The sequence below is a fragment of the Geobacter psychrophilus genome (assembly GCF_056821595.1).
On sequence record NZ_JBXDTU010000004.1, the window covers coordinates 2,747,141 to 2,766,006 of the forward strand.

An 18,866-nucleotide genomic window follows, 5' to 3' on the forward strand; every position below is an offset into this window, starting at 1 on the left:
GTCGTTTAACGTGAGAATCCGATGCAGTGATATGTATGCACAAACGGAAACCAATGTCTCGATGGGACGAAAGATAAAAGGATACGGCCATGAAGAAAACATCTCGCAACAACAGATCAGTAATCATGATGCTGCAGACAATCATCGCACTGACATTGATTCTGCTGACACACGGTAGAGGTGCTGCTGAGCCGTCGCCGGCATTCATTGAATGGCGTCTGTCCGACGCGAAAGTGATCAACTGGGGAACGGTGAGCAACGGGGTAGAAGGGAGTATGCGCTCCGGTATCAGGATCGAGGCGCGGGCGGAAACAACAACACCGGGGGCGATCTTTTCTGGAGGAACATTCAGCACCACCCTGAACGCCTTCAGGCCTGTCGAGGACATGGGCGACCAGAAGGCGGGCGTCTGGTATCTGCGCGGCCAGTGGAGCGTGACGGCACAAGGAGCTGATCCGGCCATCCTCAAGGCCCGCTACAATCCCTACAGCATATCCGGGCAACTGACGGCGACTGTCCCCTACGATCCGGCGTTTGCCACCGGGGCCATGGAGGCGGAGGTACGGCTGCAGCGCGCAGGCACCAGGCCGCGAACCGGACGCATGACGGGGGGATCATTTTCTGGGTCAACGAATTTTGAAGGAACACTGACAACTCCTTACATTTCAACAACAATAGTGAAAAGAGAATGATCCAGATGGAAAAAGTGAAAGGCAGAACAGAGGCAGCAGTACTGACATGTCCAAACACAATGAAAGGAGAACAGAGATGCGACGAATCGAAAAAACTGTGAAGCATCTACAGAGCAGCACGTATTCCGTGCTGGCCATTGTTATGGCTTTGCTTTTCGCCATGACTACAGAAGTCTACGCCAATGTGCCGGGCCGCCCGTTACCCGGAGGAGCTGTGCCCAATCCGGGCAGCCAGCAGCAGGAACTCGCAAACATTACGGCCCCGGCCGAATGGAACGTGTTCGAATTTGTTGTCACCTGCGGTGCCTGCCATGCCGGTACCGTGGACCAGCACACCGCCCCCTTCGGCAATTGGGCCGGCGGCAACATGGCCAGTGCAACGCGCGATCCGATCTTCCGCGCCGCCCAGATCAGCACCAATGACACTGTCAAGGCCATCACCGGCCAGGATGGCGCCGGCAACGTCTGTTTCCGCTGCCACAGCCCCAATGGCTGGCTCTCGGGACGCTTTGACCCGGCCCTGGGGGGCAAGCCTGACGGTTCGAGCCTGATCCAGAGCATCCTGCTCTCCACCGATACGGAAGGCATCAGCTGCGAGGGGTGCCACCGCGCCGTCGGTAATGTGACCACCAAGCGTGCCGACCTCAACCCCCTGGAAAAAGTCTGGAACCTGCTCGCCGGCCTCTTTGACTGGGAGCATCTGGGCAAGGAGCCGGTCGACCAGGTCGGCACCCCTACCACGGTTGCAGGCAATCCCTACGGCGACACGTCACTGCAGTACCTGGAAGGTATGACCTACATCGGCAAGTATTCGGGCATGACCGACGTGTACTTCAGCGATCTGCCGCTGGATGGTACTCCCTATACCGGACAGATCTATGCGGTCTATCCGCCCACCTGGGCCGCCGATGGCAACCCCATGAATCCGGTTCCGCCAGGCAAGCCGGCGCAGAATTCCGCAGGCCAGTATCTTGCCTATAACCTGGACGGCACGCTGCCGCCACTATTGGAAGTGCCGATCGGCACACCGACCAGTCCGTCCGGCACTCCGGTCTTTGCCGCCCAGGCCTTCTCCATCGAGCACCCGACCGTCGGCGGCGGCGGTCGCAGCGGCAGCAAGTTCCCGTTCGTTAACAACGGTACGGCGCGCAACGACCTGCAGCCGACACTGACCGCCGGCCCGGGAGGATCGACCAGCGGCAGCGAATTTATCCGCACCTCCGAATTCTGCGGTTCATGCCACGACCTGACGGTGCCGGTGCTCAATCACGGCATGCCCGAACAGCGCACCTATTCCGAGTGGAAGTACAGCTCCTACGCCCAGTCATCGCACGTACCCGCCGATCCATTGGGCAAGCGGACCACGGCAGGTGCCGAGCGGTGCCAGGACTGCCACATGCCGCAGCTCAAGCATGAATACACCGACCTTGATTCCGGCAGCTACAACGCCGACCCCTGGCTCGTCGGCGGTTTCCCCTACGGCAAGAACCGCGCTGCACAGGGGGGCACCTCGCAGCACAAGCTGACCGGTTCCAATCGTGACCTGCCGCAGATCATGAAGGTGCTCTATCCGGAAGTAGACATGGAAATCCTCGGCGCCCCGATCGGAAGGGACCCGCGCGTCTTCCCCGGCATGCTCTCCGACCGCAGCCCCATGTGGGACCGGGCCAAACAGAATACGGAAATCACGCTGCGTGACGGCGTCGATGTACAGATCACCCAGGCACCGACCGAAGTAGTCGGGCAGCCGGGTGTATATGAAATGAAGGTAAAAGTCATCAACAAGTCCGGCCACCGCATTCCGTCCGGCTACCCGGATGGCCGCCGCTTCTGGCTGTCGGTCCAGGCCAAGGACGCCACAACAGGCGCACCGGTGTATGTGTCCGGCGTGTACGATGACGCCAGTGCGACACTCAAAACAACCGCCACCGAGGCCTTCAAACGCTCCCTGGGCAACGTCATCGACGCCACAATCCCGGCCAATAATGCCGTGCAGGTCTATGAGCGCGTCACCGGCATGTGCTACAGCGACACGGGCAAGAGTGCCTGGATCTACCCGGAGCCGGCCTCTGCCGTTGCTGCCGCCTGCACACCGTCACCTTCCGTACTCAACAACTTCATCCTGTTTGACAACCGCATCCCGCCCAAAGGATTCGATGCCGCCAATGGCCGTCTGGCCGGCATAAAGTTCTGGAACTACGACCCGATTACCTTTGCGCCGTTTGAAGAGCAGACCCGCTTCAGCGCAGCCCAGCTGGCCGAAGGTTCCGATGAGGTGACCTACCGTTTCACGGCAGCCACCGGTGCAATCCTGACCGCATCGGCGGAGGTGTACTGGCAGACCCTTACCCGTGAATTCGTCGAGCACCTGCGCACGGCCGATACCTCCACGGTTCGTCCGCTAGCTCAGCCCAATCCGCTCAATGTCAACTATCCGAATGTCCCCAGCTACCTGAGCGACTCGATCAACGGTCTGCCGCTTTCTTCCTACACGACGCTGGACGGCGCACCGCTGAATGATAACTGGGGTGGAGTGGCCTATGCCGCCTGGCTGGCTACCGGCAAAGGGACACCATTCCTGGTTGACCGTGATGATACGGCCATGACCGCCGCACCGGCTGCACCGGTGCTGAATGTGCGGGCCCTGATCCCTTCCGATCCCGACTTCATTGATCCGGTAACCCTGGCTCCCGATACCTTTGCCGCCAAGTTCTCTTGGACCCCGGTTCCCGATGCCGACGGCTACACGGTCTGGATCCGCTACGGCAAGGATACCACCGGCGCCACCGCTGACTGGGATCGTCTGGTCACCATGGGCAAGGATGTCACCTCCCACACCGAATATGTGCTGGGTGACGCATCGGTCGGCTCTCCGGGCAAGACCTACGGCTTCAAGGTCGTAGCCTTCAACGGCAAGGGGGCAACCGCATCCGATGTTGTTGACCACACGATTGCCTCCGGCCTGCCCGCCGCGCCGAGCAACGTGACGGCCAGCAACTCTCAAGCCAGCGGCTCGACCGATGCGCAAATCCAGCTGAGCTGGTTCGACAACGCTGTTAACGAAGCCGGTTTCGAAGTCTGGCGCTACGGTCCGATCAGCATCAACGGTGTGCCGGTTGTCTATAACGGCCTGCCGCCACTCACCATCCTGGGCGGTTCCCCTGCTGTCGGCGGCGGTCTGGGAACCCAGACAGGTGCACCGGCCATCGCGGGACAGACGATAACCGGAACCAACAGCTACATCGATACTGCCGGCCTGCTGGCCACCGCCTGCTATACCTACCAGGTCCGGGCCTTCACGGCCAACCTGGATGTCTCGACCTTCGCCCTTGCACCCAACCAGGGATGCACGGTTGGCGCCAGGTCGATCAACCTCAGCGCTGCTGCCGCAAGCGGCACCCGCGTCAACCTGACCTGGACCAGTAATGTCAGCGATGCGACCGGTTTTGCGGTCAGGCGTGACGGCGTCCTCATCGGCAGCGTGGCCAAAACAGCAGCGTCAACGTACAGCTATGCCGACACAACAGCACAGCCCGGCATCACCTACACCTACATTGTTGAGGCCAGCGGTTCCGTCCCGCTGGTTGTAGCCAGTGTCAGCGCAACAACCCCGGCGGTCCCGCTGGCACCATCTGCGGTCAGCGCCGTGGCTACGGGTGTTCAGGTTACCGTGAGCTGGACCGACAACTCAAATAACGAAGACGGCTTTGTCGTCGAGCGTGCCCCGGTTTCCACCAGCGGTGCGGTCGGCGCCTTCCAGCAGGTACCGGGCGTGGGCGCATTCCTGGCACCCAATACCCTGTCGTTCCTGGATACCAGCCCGCTTGAAGCTCAGACCTCGGTCTATCGCGTCAAGGCGATCAGCCTGGTGAATGGTGACTCGGGCTACGCCAACAGCAACAACGTGACTGTGGGTCTGTTTGCCCCGATCAACCTGGAGGCAACCATCAACGCCGGTCTGCCGGCAGTGACCAACGTGAACGTGACTGTGAACTGGACCGATGTTTCACAGAAAGAAACCGCGTACCTTGTAGAACGCAAAATCGGCGCCACGGGGGCCTGGACACCATATCCTCTGCCGGCGGACAGCACGACCCTGGCAGATCAGTTCCCGGTCTTTGCGGTTACCGCTTCCGTCGCTGCCCGTACCGTACAATTCCGTGTAACGGCCCTGGCCGGTACGTTGGCTTCGCAAACGGTGACAACTGCGTTGATCGTTCCGGCACGCCCGAACACCGGCCCCCGGCCAACCATCAACGGAGCAACCGGTACAACCCTGAATGTGAACTTCACCCTGCCGGCCGGTTCGGTCGGCTATCAGCTCCAGCGTCGCGTCGGTACCGGTGCCTGGACGAACCTTGGACCGACACCGGGTTCAGGCGCCATCAGCTTCACTGACACCGGCCTGAACAACGGCACGACCTATCAGTACCAAGTGAAGGTGGCCAACCCGGGCGGCTGGTCTGTCAGCTGGTCGAGCACCGGATCGGGAGCAACACTTGCAGCGCCGGCAGCACCGGCCACCCCGACCGCGTCCAATACCGGCAGCTGCAGCGCCACCAACTCTGGTGCCTGCATCCAGACCGTGAACTTCACGATCGCCGCCACAGCGACTGCCGGCTGGGAAGCACAGGTTTGCCAGGGGCTCACCACCACCAGCAACACCCTCAACGCGACCAACCTGCAGACCGGAACCGGCCAGGCCTGTGCGCCAACCGGCGCCGGCTGGACGGCCCTGGCGGGTACTACCACAGCCGGCGCACAAAGCATCACCAGCGGCGGTCTGCTCGACAACACCTTCTACAGCTACCGGGTTCGCCAGAGCAACGCCGTCGGCGCTTCCAACTGGTCCGGCCTGCGCAGTCTGAAGAGGCAGTAGACTCGACCTCTGGCGCGGGGCAACCCCGCGTCAGAACCTTCATCAACCAGCGCCGCCGTACCCCGACAGGTCCGGCGGCGCTTCACTCATCAAGGGGAGTCCGTCATGAGATATACCATCCCAACCCTGCCGCTGGCTTTGCTGGCACTGTGCATCTCCGCTCAGGCCGAACCGCTCAACGTCAAAGCGGGTCTGTGGGAAACCACAACCACAAGCGTAAAACAGGGTGCCAGGCGCCCGACCAATTTGGACCAACTGACGCCGGAACAGCGTGCCAAGGTCGAACAGAAACTGGACAGCCAGGTCAAAAAGGAAACCCGCACCGTCATATCCTGCCTGAAGGACGAGCAGATCCAGAGCGGCGAAGCATTCATCGGCAGGTCCCACCAGGCATCCTGTACCTACACGTTTCCGACCCGGACTTCCGAAGATCTGGTTGCCAACCTCCATTGCTCGGGGGCCAACGCCATGACCGGACGCGTCGAGATGCACGCTGTTGATCCGGAACATATGAGCGGACTTGTCCATATGACCTACGGCGACGCAGACAGGCAGCAACTGCTGAACCGCAACATAATAAGTGCCCATTGGATCAAGGGAGATTGCGGTACCGTGACGGCACAAAATCCTTCCGGCCACTGAGGAGTCCTAACGGTTATTGATTGTGGTGGGTTTGCCGAACGGAGCGGAGAGCTTTCTGCCGCGCACGGGAAAAAGCGATATTGCCGGATTATTCAAGGAATTGTGTGACGAGTACCACGTAACTTTTAAATCTAACCACCCTCAATCCCCCCTTACTTAAGGGGGGCAGCCTCTGCCGCATCACCTTCACGCCAACAGATACCCCCGCGCCAGCGCGCAATATTCCGCAACCTGCGCCTCCTGCCACGCCCGGTCCCTCCCCAGTTCACCCGCCATCAACTCCGCCACAACGGGTGCTGCGGCCATGCTGGCGCGGGCATCCAGCAGCAGCGCCCTGGTGCGGCGGGCCAGTACATCCTCCACGGTTCTGGCCCACTCAAAGCGCACCGCCCAGACGACCTCGCCCCGGCAGTAAGGCAGCGCCGGGTGCAGCGCTTCGCTCCGGGCGGGGTTCTCATCCAGCATGCGCTGCAGTGCCGCCCCGTCGCTGCCGTAGGCCTGCCTGGGATCATCGACTCGGCTACCTTCCTGCCAGCCGTGCAACTGCAGGTTGCCGGTGACGGACGGCCGGTCGTCCAGTCCGGCGACCTGGGCTGCGGCAGTAACCGTGTCTTCGCCCATCTTGCGGTAGGTGGTCCACTTGCCGCCGGCAATGGTGACCAGGCCGCTGCTCTCCACCAGCAGGGTGTGGTCACGGGACAGGGAGGCGGTGTCGCCTGTGTTGTCGGAGCGCACCAGCGGCCGGATGCCGGCGAAGACGCTCAGCACGTCGGCGGCTGTGGGATGTCGGGTCAGGTAGCGGGCGGCATGGGTCAGCAGGAAGTCGATCTCTTCCGGCAGGGGTCGCGGTTCGAGGCTGGCCGCAGCGATGGGGGTATCGGTGGTGCCGACGATTGTCCGGCCGTGCCAGGGGACCGCGAACAGCACCCGGCCGTCGTCGGTATGGGGCACCATGATGGCACTGTCGCCCGGAAGGAAGGAGCCGTCCAACACCAGATGCACCCCCTGGCTGGGGGCGAGCAGAGGACGAGCTCCCGGGTCGATCATCTGTCGTATCGAGTCGATAAAGGGGCCGGCGGCATTGACCACGACCCTGCCGCGGAGGTGGTACTCACGCCCGCTTTCCGAGTCCCGAGCCACCACCCCCGCCACCAGGCTCCCCTCGCGGAAGATGCTTGTCACCGGCAGGTAATTGATCCCCACCCCACCCAGGTCGGCCAGGGTCAGGGCCAGGGTGATCGCCAGGCGGGCGTCGTCGAACTGGCCGTCGTGGTAGATCACCCCGCCGCGCAGGCCGTTCGGCTCCACGGTCGGGATGTGCTGCAGGGTCTCCTCCCGCGAGAGCAGGCGGGAGGGGCCGAGCCCCAGCTTGCCGGCCAGGACGTCGTACAGCTTGAGGCCGATCCCGTAAAAGGGGCCTTCCCACCAATCATACAGGGGGACTACGAAGGAGAGGTTATGCACCAGGTGGGGGGAGTTGCGGATCAGGAGTCCGCGCTCCCTGAGCGCCTCCAGCACCAGGGAGAGGTTGCCCTGCTGCAGGTAGCGCACCCCGCCGTGGATCAGCTTGGTGCTCCGGCTGGAGGTCCCCTTGGCGAAGTCGCTCTGTTCCAGCAGCAGGGTGCGATAGCCGCGGCTGGCCGCCTCCAGCGCCGTGCCCAGGCCGGTGGCGCCGCCGCCGATCACGATCATGTCCCAAACCTGTGTCTCATCCAGCTGTTGCAACAGTTCCGTACGCGTCATGGCTGCTCCCACCCTTTCGTCCGCTCCAGAGCCCTGCTCCAACGCTGGCGCAGCTCCGCAGCCTGTCCCCGATCCATGCGGGGGGTAAAGGTGCGCTCGGCCTGCCAGAGTTGGCCGAGCTCCTCACGTCCGCTCCAGTAACCGATTGCCAATCCGGCCAGATAGGCCGCCCCCAGCGCCGTCGTCTCCCGTACCCTCGGCCGCACGACCGGGCAGCCCAGCAGGTCGGCCTGGAACTGCATCAGCAGGTCGTTGGCGGTAGCGCCGCCGTCCACCCGCAGTTCAGCCAAAGGCGAGCCCGAGTCCGCTTCCATGGCCTCCAGGAGATCGGCGGTCTGGAAGGCGATGCTCTCCAGGGTGGCCCGGGCGATGTGCCCGGCGCTGGAGCCGCGGGTTAGGCCGAACAGGGCGCCGCGGGCGTAAGGGTCCCAGTGGGGGGCGCCCAGGCCGACGAAGGCCGGCACCAGGTAGACGCCGCCGTTGTCGGGCACCGAGGCGGCTAGTGTCTCCACCTCCCCGGAAGTGCGGATAATACCGAGGCCGTCCCGCAGCCACTGCACCGCGGCGCCGGCCACGAACACGCTCCCTTCCAGGGCGTACTCGGTCCGGCCGCCGATCCGGCTGGCCACGGTGGTGAGCAGCTTTTGCTTTGATACGACCGGTTTGTCACCCGTATGCATGAGCATGAAACAGCCGGTGCCGTAGGTGTTCTTGACCATCCCCGGCCGGTCGCAGAGCTGGCCGAACAGCGCCGCCTGCTGGTCGCCGGCCATGCCGGAAATCGGCAGGCGCGCGGCCAGGAAGCGGGCCGCGGTCTCGCCGTAGACCTGGCTGGAGGGGACGACCTCCGGCAGGACCTCAGGCGGTATCCGCAGGATCTCCAGCAGTTGCAAGTCCCATTCCCCCCTGTGGATGTTGAACAGCAGGGTGCGGGAGGCGTTGCTGGCGTCGGTCACGTGCCGCTCGCCCCCGGTCAGATTCCAGACGATCCAGGAATCCACCGTGCCGAAGGCCAGCTGGCCCGCCTCGGCCCGGCTGCGCGCACCGGGAACATGGTCGAGGATCCAGGCCAGCTTGGTGCCGGAAAAGTAGGCATCCAGCACCAGTCCGGTGCGCTCGCGGAAGAGCGGTTCCAGCCCCGCGGCCTTGAGGCGGTCGCATTCTCCGGAGGTGCGCCGGTCCTGCCAGACGATGGCGTTGTGGATCGGCCTGCCTGTGCTGCGATCCCAGACAACCGTGGTTTCGCGCTGGTTGGCGATGCCGATGGCGGCGATGTCCGTGGCGGTCAGCCCGGCCCGGGCGATGGCCTCCATTGCCACGCCCAGCTGGGAGGCCCAGATCTCCTCGGCGTCGTGCTCCACCAGCCCCGGCTGCGGGAAGATCTGGCGGAATTCCTTCTGGGCGACAGCACGGACGTTGCCGTCGTGGTCGAACACCAGGGCGCGGGAGCTGGTGGTGCCCTGGTCCAGGGCAAGGATGAAGCTCATTGTGTATGACCTCCGGCAGAGTGATCAGGCTGGCTTTACAACCTATTCCGTATGCTTGTCAGGTTTAGTCTGACCCTAACCAAGTAACCGAAAGGCAATGATGTAGGAGAGCCATATCCACAGGCCCTGGCAGATCCCGGCGCAGATGCTGAGGCCCCAGTGCCGCTTTTCCAGAAACAGAATCGCTGTAGGCAGGCTCAGGGCGATCAGGAATTCGCCGCCGATGATGTACCAGGGGGTGTTGCCCAGCATGTGAGAATTCCGGTAGTACCACCAGCCGGCGTTCCTGGCCCACTGCTCATACAGCGGGATGTTGATTGCGCCGAACAGGGCGATCAGGAGCGAGGCGACCGGTACACCCCAGCGCTTACCCATCCACCAGCCGATGTATCCCAGTTGGGTCACGACGATCATCCAGGCGAAGGGCATGTACAGGGGCGAACGCAGCACGAACGGGCCGCCCGGCAGGTACACCAGGGTAGCGGTCGTATCCACCAGCCAGCGGTCTGCCAGGAGTTCCGTCCAGCCGGTTGCCAGCCCGAAGAGCAGGATTCGCCCCAGCAGGGCCTCATGATGACGCCAGACATACCAGCTATAGATGAGCGACATGGCGAATGTAATTACGGCGGCGGTGGGCCAGCCCCAGGCGACACATGAGCTGGTGAAGTTCCAGGCCAGCACGAAGATCAGGGTGAGTAGGACGAAACGGCTGCTGCTGGCGCGGGTGGGCATGGGAATAACCTGTGGTAGTGCCTTTGGACTGTCACGTACCCGACACGGGTGTCAGGTGCAATGATGGGCGCATGTCATCGTGTCACGGTAGAGACACCAATTCCCGGATCTGCTCCAGCAGGGCCTGGATGTCCGGCTGGTCGGCGATTTCGCATTCCTCATCGAGGACCGCAGCAAGAATTTCTTCGGTCGTCAGGGGATTGGCCAACACCACGCGGAAGACGGTGATGGTGTCACCGTTGTAGCGTCCCGGGGCGAGACGGGTGCGGGAAACGAAGGTTTTCCCGGCCTCGCGCTGACGTTTCTGCATGGTTTCGATGATTTTGTCGAGCAGTTCGTTGATCTGGGCCGCCCGCTCCACCGGGGCCAAGGCCAGGGCCGTTTGCACCCAGGCCGGGATGTAGCGGTAGGTGAGGATGTTGAGTTCGGGCTCGGAAACCAGTTCGAAGTCGGGATGGGCGTCGATGCGGCGGGCGAAGCGACGGGCGCGCTCGATGCCCTGATCGATGAGCAGTTCATACCCCTTGCGGCCGATAATGGAGAGGCCAGCGTGCACCAGCATGGCCATGCCGGGGCGCGAACCTTCCAGGGTGCGGCTGCCCAGATCTCTTGAGCCGCGGCGGATGATGTAGGCGGCGTGGTGCTCGATGGAGGAGAGGGTGGCGGGGTCTTTGAACACCACCATGCCGGCGCCCATGGGTACATAGAGTTGCTTGTGGGCGTCGATGGTCACCGAGTCGGCCCGTTCGATGCCCCGCAGCAGGCCCCGGTAGGTATCGGAAAACAGGGTCGGTCCGCCCCAGGCGGCATCCACATGAAAGTGACAGCCCAGCTCCGTTGCCAGGTCGGCCAGGGCCTCCAGGGGGTCGACGTTGCCCGTCTCGGTAGTGCCGGCAATGCCGATCAGGCTCAACGGACGGATGCCTTCGCCCCGCAGTCTGTTGCAGTGCTCCCGCAGCCGCTTCATGTCGATGCGGTTGTTGTCGTCCGTCTCCACCGCGATGAGGTTGTCCTGTCCGATGCCCAGCAGGTCGGCGGCTTTCCTCAATGAATAATGCCCGCGGCGGGACACCAGGATGGCCAGGCCTCGGCAGTCCAGATGCTGCAGTGCCTTGAGCAGTCCCTCCCGGGCGATGCCTCGAAAATCGCCCGAGGGGCCGCAGAGGCGGTTGCGGGCTGCCCACAGGGCGGTGACGTTGGCGATGGTGCCGCCGGAGCAGAAGGCGCCCAGAGAATAATTGCTGTTCTGGATCCACTGGCTGTAAAACGCGTCGCTGTTGCTGTAGATCAATCGATGGATCATGGCCAGCACCTGCCGCTCCATGGGGGTGAAGGCGCGGGAGGTTTCCACCTTGACCAGGTTCTGGTTCAGGGCGGTCAGGATCCTTGAGAGCGGCAGCATGAAGTAGGGCAGGGCGGAGGTCATGTGTCCGATGAATCCGGGCGAGGCGGTATGCACGGATTGGGAAACGAGTTTTTCCTTGAGGAAATCCGTGTAGTCGGAAACGAAGGTGGGCTCTTCCGGGATGCGTGACCGGGAAAAATCCCCCTCGATTTCATCGAGGTCGCGTTCAACCGCGACGATATGTTCCTGCAGAAAACCCATCAGATCATCGGAAATGGCCTGATCGACGCGACCCAGGGTGGAGTCGGGGGCTTCCGGGACGGTAAAAATCCGGTATATATTCTCCAGATTGGCTTGGGCAAGTTCTCTTGATTTGGGCATGGGAGTGAAGTCACCAATTTTTCAACGGGTTGAATGAATGGCGAAAAAACGTGTTTTCGCCGGAGATGTAACGCCATGATAAAAAAAGGATATAAGTGTATACCGAACCGGCCCGCCTTCTGTCAAATTCAAAAAGGATGGAGCGGATTGAGTAACTGTATGGAGGCCGAGGATAATGAAGAAGGAGGTGTGTCAAATTCTACTGGTGTGCCGGGAATGCCATGCAAATTTTTTTATGAATTATTAACGGACGCCTCGCCGGATGATTCTCCGCTTGTTGCAAGGGTAAAATAGAAGCATGCGCCCTTGCCCGGCTCACCCTCTCCCCAGATCCTCCCGCCGTGGCGGCGGATGATCCGTTCCACCGTGGCCAGGCCGATGCCGAAACCTCTGTACTCTTCGGCGCAGGCAATGCGTTGGAAGGGGGTAAAGAGTTTGTCTATCTGCGCCATGTCGAATCCGACGCCGTTATCCCGGACAAAAAATGTCGGCACGTCGTCAATATCGGTCGAACCGAACTCAATGACTGCTACTTCTTGTTTGCGGGTATATTTCCAGGCGTTGCCGAGAAGATTGTCCAGAACCACATGAAGAAGGCCGGCGTCAGCGCAGGCGGTCAGCCCTTCAGCGATATGGATATCGACCCGACGACTTTGCTCTGACAGCATTAAATCAGCGGTAATGATTCGTGCAATCGTAGAGACATCAATCATTTCCAGGCACAGCTCTGTGTGCCCCAGGCGGGAGAAATTAAGCAGAGTGTCGATAAGTCGGTTCATGCGGCAGGTGCCGTCGAATATTTCGCATATGTACTTATTTTCCTGCTCGCCCAGCTTGTCGTCGCACAGATCGCGGAGAACCTGGCAATAGCCGTTGATGGCGGTCAATGGTTTACTCAGGTCGTGGGCTACCGTGTAATTGAATGCCTCCAGCTCCCGGTTGGCCTCCTCCAGCGCCATGGCCCTTACCGCCAGATCGGAGTTCAGTTTTTTAATCTCATTCTCTGTTCGCTTGCGCTCGCTGATATCTCGAGTCACTTTCGAGAAGCCGAGCAGATCACCGTTGGTATCGCGCAGGGCGGTGATAATTACGTCGGCCCAGAACCTGCTCCCGTCCTTGCGAATCCGCCAGCCTTCATCCTCAGCCCGCCCCTCGGTTTGAGCAACGGCGAGCGCTTCATCCGGCCTGCCCGCTTTTCGATCCTCTTCCGAATAGAAACATGAAAAATGTCTGCCGACAATTTCCTCGTCTCGATATCCTTTCAGGCGCTCGGCACCAGCATTCCAATTCTGGACGTTGCCGTGTGCATCGAGCATGAAGATGGCGTAATCCTTTATACATTCGACCTGTACGCGGAACAGCTCCTGGTGTTTCTGTATGTTTGCCTCGTACTGCCTGCGCAGGGTGATATCGCTGACAAAGGCGAGAACCAGCACACCGTTGACAGTCTCGATATAGCTTAGGCTGATATCTACCGGGAACTCGCTACCATCCCGACGGAGTCCGGCAAGCTCGATCAACTGGCTCATCGGCCTGATTTTGGGCTCGGCGAAGAAATCCGCCTCATGTTTACCGTGGCCATCGCGAAATCGTTCCGGAATAAGAATGGAATGGGGCTTGCCCATAATCTCCTTTGCCTGATAGCCGAACATCTGTTCTGCGCGGCTGTTGATCAGCAGTATGGCGCCGGAGCTGTCGATGATAACGACTGCCTCGGCCAGCGACTCCAAAAGTGTGCGCACCGTGACATCGCCATAGAACAGCCCGGAGGCAAACGCAATTTGACGATGAATCCTCAACTCTTCTTCCAGACGAGCTTTTTCCAGCTCAAGGCCAGGTGTGGACATGGGCGGCTCCATTGATTCCGACTGGTTTATGCTGTTTAGAGTTTTCTCATATGTTAAAAGCGTTTTAATTGTATCACGGGGGCGGGTGAATTCAAGCTCTTGGTCGGGAGCACGAGTTGACTCGAATTAAATGTAACCGTAGCTGGTAGCAAACAGGAAATGCTGCATCATAGTAAAGAGATCGTCCCGGCCGTGCCGATGCATACATATGTAAGGCCGCCCTGGGCATACGATTTGTCGTATGCTGGAATTTGGCGAAACAACTCTCCAAAGGAGGCCTTATCCAATTGACGATATCACAGTTCATCTGTCATATATGAACTGTTAGCGGGCCTTACATGCACGTAGATTGTAAGTCGAAGACGGGAAAGAGCTGATGGACGTCATCACCACCCACATAAATGCGGATTTCGATTGCCTGGGCGCCATGGTTGCCGCCCTGCGGCTCTACCCCGGGGCGCTGGTCTCGTTTCCCGGTTCCCAGGAAAAGGGGGTGCGCGATTTTGTCGCCCGCTATCCCGACTACCTGCCGCTCTTTACCCGTGCCAGGGAGATAAACCTGGATGCCGTCACCCGCCTGATTATCGTCGATTGCCAGCAGCCCGTCCGCATCGGGCGTTTTGCCGAGATCCTGCAACGTCCCGGTCTGGAACTGCATGTCTATGACCACCATCCGGTTTCTGACGAGAGCATCCATCCGACCGGAGGAATCGTTCGCCACAGCGGCTCCACATCCACCATCCTGGCCGGAATCCTTCAGGGACAGGGTGTCGTGATGACACCCGCAGAGGCGACCCTGATGATGCTCGGCATCTACGAGGACACCGGACGCCTGCTGTACCCCACGACCACCCGGGAGGATTACCTGGCGGCCGCCTGGCTGCTGGGGCAGGGCGCCAACCTGAACATCGTGGCCGACACCGTTGCACAGGGGTTGACCAGTAAACAGGTCGGGCTGCTGGACAGGCTGCTGAAAAACCTGAAGACCACCGTGTTCGACGGCATAGCCATCTCGATTGCCTACGCCTCCTCCGACACCTATATCGCCGATATCGCCGGACTGGCGCACCTGGTGCGCGATATGGAAAATCCGGATGTGCTCTTTCTGGTGGTGGCCATGGAAAAACGCGTCTGCCTGGTGGCCCGCAGCCGCGTGGCGGAGGTCGATGTGGGCGAGATCATGCGGGGCTTTCATGGCGGCGGTCATCCCTCGGCCGCTTCGGCCACGGTTCACGACCGGTCGCTGAAGCAGGTGCTTGCCACGCTGGAGGAGGTTGTGCGGCTGGCGGTACCGCCGCGGGTCTCGGCCGGCGATATCATGTCTGCACCGGTCAAGACCATGCCGCTCGGCACTTCGATTGCCGAGGCCCGGGAGCTGCTGACGCGCTACAACTGCAATGCCATGCCGGTCATGGACGGGCCGCGCATGGTCGGCATCATCTCACGCAAGACAGTGGAGAAGTCGCTTTACCACGATCTGGGCTCCGCCCCGGTCAGCGACTTCATGCACACCGAGTTCCTGCGCGCTGCCCCGGATACGCCGCTGGCTGATATTCAGTCCTATATGGTGGAGGGCAACCGCCGTTTCGTACCGGTTTTTGCAGAGGAGCGACTGGTGGGGGCGGTAACGCGCACCGATCTGATGCGGCATGCCTACGGCGGCCGGCGCGGCCAGTCGGAGGCGCTCTACGATGTGGAAAAGCTGGAACCGGCTCCCCACAGCAACTCCATTGCCGCTGTGATCAATAAACGGCTCTCCGCGACCACCATCGCACTGCTGCGTGAGTTGGGTGCGGTCGGTGATGAACTGGGGCTGGCGGTCTACGCGGTGGGGGGCTTTGTCCGTGACCTGCTGCTGGGCATGGAGAACTTGGATATGGATGTGACGGTGGAAGGGGATGGCATCTTCTTTGCCGAGCGTTTTGCCGCCACCCGCGGCGGCCGGATCCGCAGTCATCCGACCTTCGGTACTGCGGTCGTCATCCTGCCCGACGGCAGCAAGGTCGATGTGGCCAGTACCCGCCTGGAATACTATGAATCGCCCGGCGTACTCCCCACGGTGGAGCGCTCGTCGCTGCGCCACGACCTGTATCGTCGCGACTTTACGATCAATACCCTGGCCTTCTGTCTCAACAGCGCCCGTTTCGGCCTGATGACCGATTATTACGGCGGCTGGCAGGATGTTCAGAAACGTACGGTCAGGGTACTGCACAACCTGTCGTTTGTGGAGGATCCGACACGCGTTTTCCGGGCCATACGCTTTGAACAGCGCCTGGGTTTTGCCATTGCACCCCATACGGAAAACCTGCTGCGCAGTGCCGTGCGGATGAACATCTTCACGACCATCGGCGGCCGCAGGCTGCTGAACGAGCTGATACTGATCTTCATGGAAAAGGAGCCGATTGCTGCGATCGAACGCATGGCGGCGCTCGGATTGCTGCCCTGCATCCACCCGAATCTCAAGCTGGTGCCGGAGAGCGGGCGGGTGGTGCATGAGGCCGCCCGGGTACTGACCTGGTTTCGACTGCTGTATCTGGAGGATGCCTGCCAGCAGTGGCAGGTCTACCTGCTGGCCCTCTGCGACGGGCTCAAACACGAAGAATTTGAGGAAACCTGCCGCCTGCTGGCGATACCGGGCCGGGTGATGGTGCGGGTATTCGCCCAGCGCCGGCATGCCGCGGGCATGCTCGATGCGCTGCAGCGCAGGATCAGGCGCGGTCCGGAGATCCGTAACAGCGAGGTCTACATCTGGTTCCGCGACCTGTCGCTGGAGATGCTGCTGTATCTGGCTGCCGCGGCCCGCCAGGAGGAGGTCAGGCGCTATGTCTCACTGTACCTGACGCGTCTGCGCCAGGTGCGCTGCTCGCTGGACGGCGAGGCGCTCAAGGCCATGGGGCTGCGGCCCGGCCCGCAATTCCGCCGTATTTTGGAGCGCCTCCAGGCAGCCCGGCTGGATGGCGAGGTTGTCAGCGATGATGATGAGCTGGCACTGGCTGCGGAGCTGATTACGCCAAAAAACCGAGCAACTGTGTCGTAAATGCAACAAAAAGTCGCTTTGCCTTGGTTCTGTGTGCTTGGGCTTATACGGAAAAAATCGCCAGAATCCTTCTTTAATGAGAGGTTACGCGGGTCCTTCGGTCCGTGCTTCTACTTGGCACCTTCGTTGCAAACAGAATTGGCGAAGTTATTATGAATTGCCGGGAGAACTCCATGAATCGATTCAAGAAAATGGCCGCATTTATAACACTTCTCTCTCTACTCAGCGCCAGTACTTCCGCATTTGCCGACGACAATGCCTTTCGCGACACCTTTCAGAGTGCCTTTTACGGCGGCGCCGTGGGAGCGCTGGTTGGCGCGGCCCTGCTGGTCTTCACAAAAAAACCGGCCGACCACCTTGATTATATGGGCTTTGGAGCAGCTGCCGGCGTCCTGGCCGGTACGGCCTATGGTATAGGAAAAGCAACGCGCTCACTGGCTTCGATCGAAAACGGCTCGATTAAAATAGCCATGCCGACAATCATCCCCGATCTGAGCGAGTCTCCGGTCACCAAGCAGACGGTGCTTTCCTTCCGGGCCGATATCCTGCGGGGGACCTTCAATTAGATTCATGCTCTTTGCATAACCTTGGTTGTATTCGCCCGTTGCAGCTTCCTGCAGCGGGTTTTTTCTTTTGCGTCGCAGTATGGATTGCGGTTATAACCGATATACTTTACTACAATCGAAGGAGGCAGTATGTCAGATTTCAGCAACGTAACCGTGGTCAAAAAGGCCAATATCTACTTTGAGGGCAAGGTCGCCAGCCACACGGTCCTGTTTCCGGACGGCAGCAAAAAGACGCTCGGCATCATGCAGGCCGGCGAGTATGAATTTTCCACCGGCGCAGCCGAGATCATGGAGATCCTTTCCGGTGAGCTGCAGTGGCAGATGAAGGGTGACAGCGCCTGGACAAAGATCGTGGGGGGCGAGGCCTTCAATGTGCCGGCCAATTCGGTGTTTTTGATGAAGGTGCCGGTTGTGACCGACTACTGCTGCTCTTTCATCGCTTAGGAACGGTCTTTTTCCGCTCTGGCTGCGTAAGTCTTCGGTGCTGCTTGTGCGGTGTAGCGCTGCTACACCTCCGCGCATCCCCTCGACAGCCTTGCCAGAACGAAAAAATCCTCGTTCCTTACAACTGTCATGAATAAAGGCACAAACTCCATAGTCGGCCGTTTTGCCCCGGCACCCACCGGGGCGTTGCATACCGGTTCACTGGTGGCGGCGGTCGGGAGCTGGCTGCTGGCCAAGTCCGCCGGCGGCCGCTGGCTGCTGCGTATGGATGACCTGGATACGCAGCGCCAGGTGGCGGGCATGGCCGATGACATCCTGCGGACGCTGGAGTGTTTCGGTCTCCTGTGGGACGGGGAGATCTCCTGGCAGAGTCGCCACCGGGAGGCCTACCGACAGGCCTTTGAGCAGCTGCAGCAGCAGGGGTTGGTTTATCCCTGCGGCTGTTCACGCAAGGAGATTGCCCAGGCTGCTTCGGCTCCACATCCGGATGATGATACGATCCCGTACCCCGGTACCTGCCGGGACGGCATACGGAGCGGGGCCCAGGTCCGTTCCTGGCGGGTGCGGACCAGGGATGAGTTGCTCTGTTTCGTTGACCTGCGCCGGGGCAGCGTCTGCCAGAATCTGCAGCAGGGGTGCGGTGATTTTGCACTGCAACGGGGGGATGGCGAGTTTGCCTACCAGCTGGCGGTGGTGGTGGATGATGCCCTGACCGGCGTGAACCAGGTGGTGCGCGGAGATGACCTGCTGGCATCGACACCCCGCCAGATCTACCTCCAACGACTGCTGGGTCTGGCGCAGCCGGCCTACTGCCACCTGCCGCTGGTGACGGGACCGGGTGGTGCCAAGCTCAGCAAGCGGGATAACCTGGTTTCCCGGCACCCCGAAACCTACCGCGGCCGGGAAGGGGTGTTGCTGCTGGCGGTGCTGCGCTTTCTGGGGCAGGTGCCGCCCGTGGAACTGACCGGTGCGACCTGCCGGGAGATTCTCCAGTGGGGCGCCGATCATTTCGATGTTGCCCGTATCCCCAGAACAGGTGGGGAGTTGCGGGTCTGAGCTCCTGCCGTGGTT

12 protein-coding genes are annotated in these 18,866 nt (G+C 61.1%); 7 read left to right on the forward strand and 5 right to left on the reverse strand.

Annotated features, from left to right (window positions below):
• The first annotated feature begins 89 nt into the window (after positions 1-89).
• The 3 genes from ACOCF6_RS15230 to ACOCF6_RS15240 all read left to right on the forward strand — a co-directional run bounded on the left by ACOCF6_RS15230 (position 90) and on the right by ACOCF6_RS15240 (position 6,213).
• Positions 90-692 (forward strand): hypothetical protein, encoded by a 603-nt coding sequence (locus ACOCF6_RS15230; protein ID WP_482461183.1) that lies wholly within the window; start codon positions 90-92, stop codon positions 690-692.
• 76 nt (positions 693-768) lie between these two features.
• Positions 769-5,571: a hypothetical protein gene (locus tag ACOCF6_RS15235; protein ID WP_482461184.1), complete on the forward strand. Its 4,803-nt coding sequence runs from the start codon at positions 769-771 to the stop codon at positions 5,569-5,571.
• 105 nt (positions 5,572-5,676) lie between these two features.
• A complete protein-coding gene (locus ACOCF6_RS15240; RefSeq protein WP_482461185.1) occupies positions 5,677-6,213 on the forward strand; it encodes a DUF3617 family protein in 537 nt (178 codons plus the stop codon).
• Positions 6,214-6,399: 186 nt separating this feature from the next.
• Here ACOCF6_RS15240 and ACOCF6_RS15245 read toward each other — a convergent pair whose 3' ends face one another.
• From ACOCF6_RS15245 to ACOCF6_RS15265, 5 genes are all read right to left on the reverse strand, one after another.
• Positions 6,400-7,956 carry a glycerol-3-phosphate dehydrogenase/oxidase gene (locus ACOCF6_RS15245; RefSeq protein WP_482461186.1) on the reverse strand — a complete coding sequence of 519 codons (1,557 nt, stop codon included), beginning with the start codon at positions 7,954-7,956 and terminating at the stop codon, positions 6,400-6,402.
• Positions 7,953-9,443 (reverse strand): glycerol kinase GlpK, encoded by a 1,491-nt coding sequence (gene glpK, locus ACOCF6_RS15250; protein WP_482461187.1) that lies wholly within the window; start codon positions 9,441-9,443, stop codon positions 7,953-7,955. Before glpK ends, ACOCF6_RS15245 begins: the two co-directional genes overlap by 4 nt.
• A gap of 75 nt (positions 9,444-9,518) precedes the next feature.
• The gene (locus tag ACOCF6_RS15255) at positions 9,519-10,175 is read right to left on the reverse strand and encodes a DUF6989 domain-containing protein (RefSeq protein ID WP_482461188.1); all 657 of its coding nucleotides are present in this window, start codon (positions 10,173-10,175) and stop codon (positions 9,519-9,521) included.
• An 82-nt stretch (positions 10,176-10,257) separates the two neighbouring features.
• Entirely contained in the window at positions 10,258-11,901 is a 1,644-nt protein-coding gene (gene panP / locus ACOCF6_RS15260) for a pyridoxal-dependent aspartate 1-decarboxylase PanP (RefSeq protein WP_482461189.1), read from the reverse strand.
• Between the two features lie 233 nt (positions 11,902-12,134).
• Positions 12,135-13,748 carry a sensor histidine kinase gene (locus ACOCF6_RS15265; RefSeq protein WP_482461190.1) on the reverse strand — a complete coding sequence of 538 codons (1,614 nt, stop codon included), beginning with the start codon at positions 13,746-13,748 and terminating at the stop codon, positions 12,135-12,137.
• A 376-nt stretch (positions 13,749-14,124) separates the two neighbouring features.
• Here ACOCF6_RS15265 and ACOCF6_RS15270 point away from each other — a divergent pair, with 376 nt between their 5' ends.
• The 4 genes from ACOCF6_RS15270 (at position 14,125) to gluQRS (ending at position 18,851) form a co-directional block, all read left to right on the forward strand.
• On the forward strand, positions 14,125-16,785 hold the full coding sequence (locus ACOCF6_RS15270) for a CBS domain-containing protein (RefSeq protein ID WP_482461191.1): 2,661 nt from the start codon (positions 14,125-14,127) through the stop codon (positions 16,783-16,785).
• A gap of 173 nt (positions 16,786-16,958) precedes the next feature.
• Positions 16,959-17,351, forward strand: coding sequence for a hypothetical protein (locus ACOCF6_RS15275; protein WP_482461192.1), 393 nt, complete (start codon positions 16,959-16,961; stop codon positions 17,349-17,351).
• Positions 17,352-17,480: 129 nt separating this feature from the next.
• Positions 17,481-17,795 carry a pyrimidine/purine nucleoside phosphorylase gene (ppnP, locus tag ACOCF6_RS15280; RefSeq protein ID WP_482461193.1) on the forward strand — a complete coding sequence of 105 codons (315 nt, stop codon included), beginning with the start codon at positions 17,481-17,483 and terminating at the stop codon, positions 17,793-17,795.
• 129 nt (positions 17,796-17,924) lie between these two features.
• Complete coding sequence (gene gluQRS / locus ACOCF6_RS15285) at positions 17,925-18,851, forward strand: tRNA glutamyl-Q(34) synthetase GluQRS (RefSeq protein WP_482461194.1); 927 nt, start codon at positions 17,925-17,927, stop codon at positions 18,849-18,851.
• Positions 18,852-18,866 lie beyond the last annotated feature (15 nt).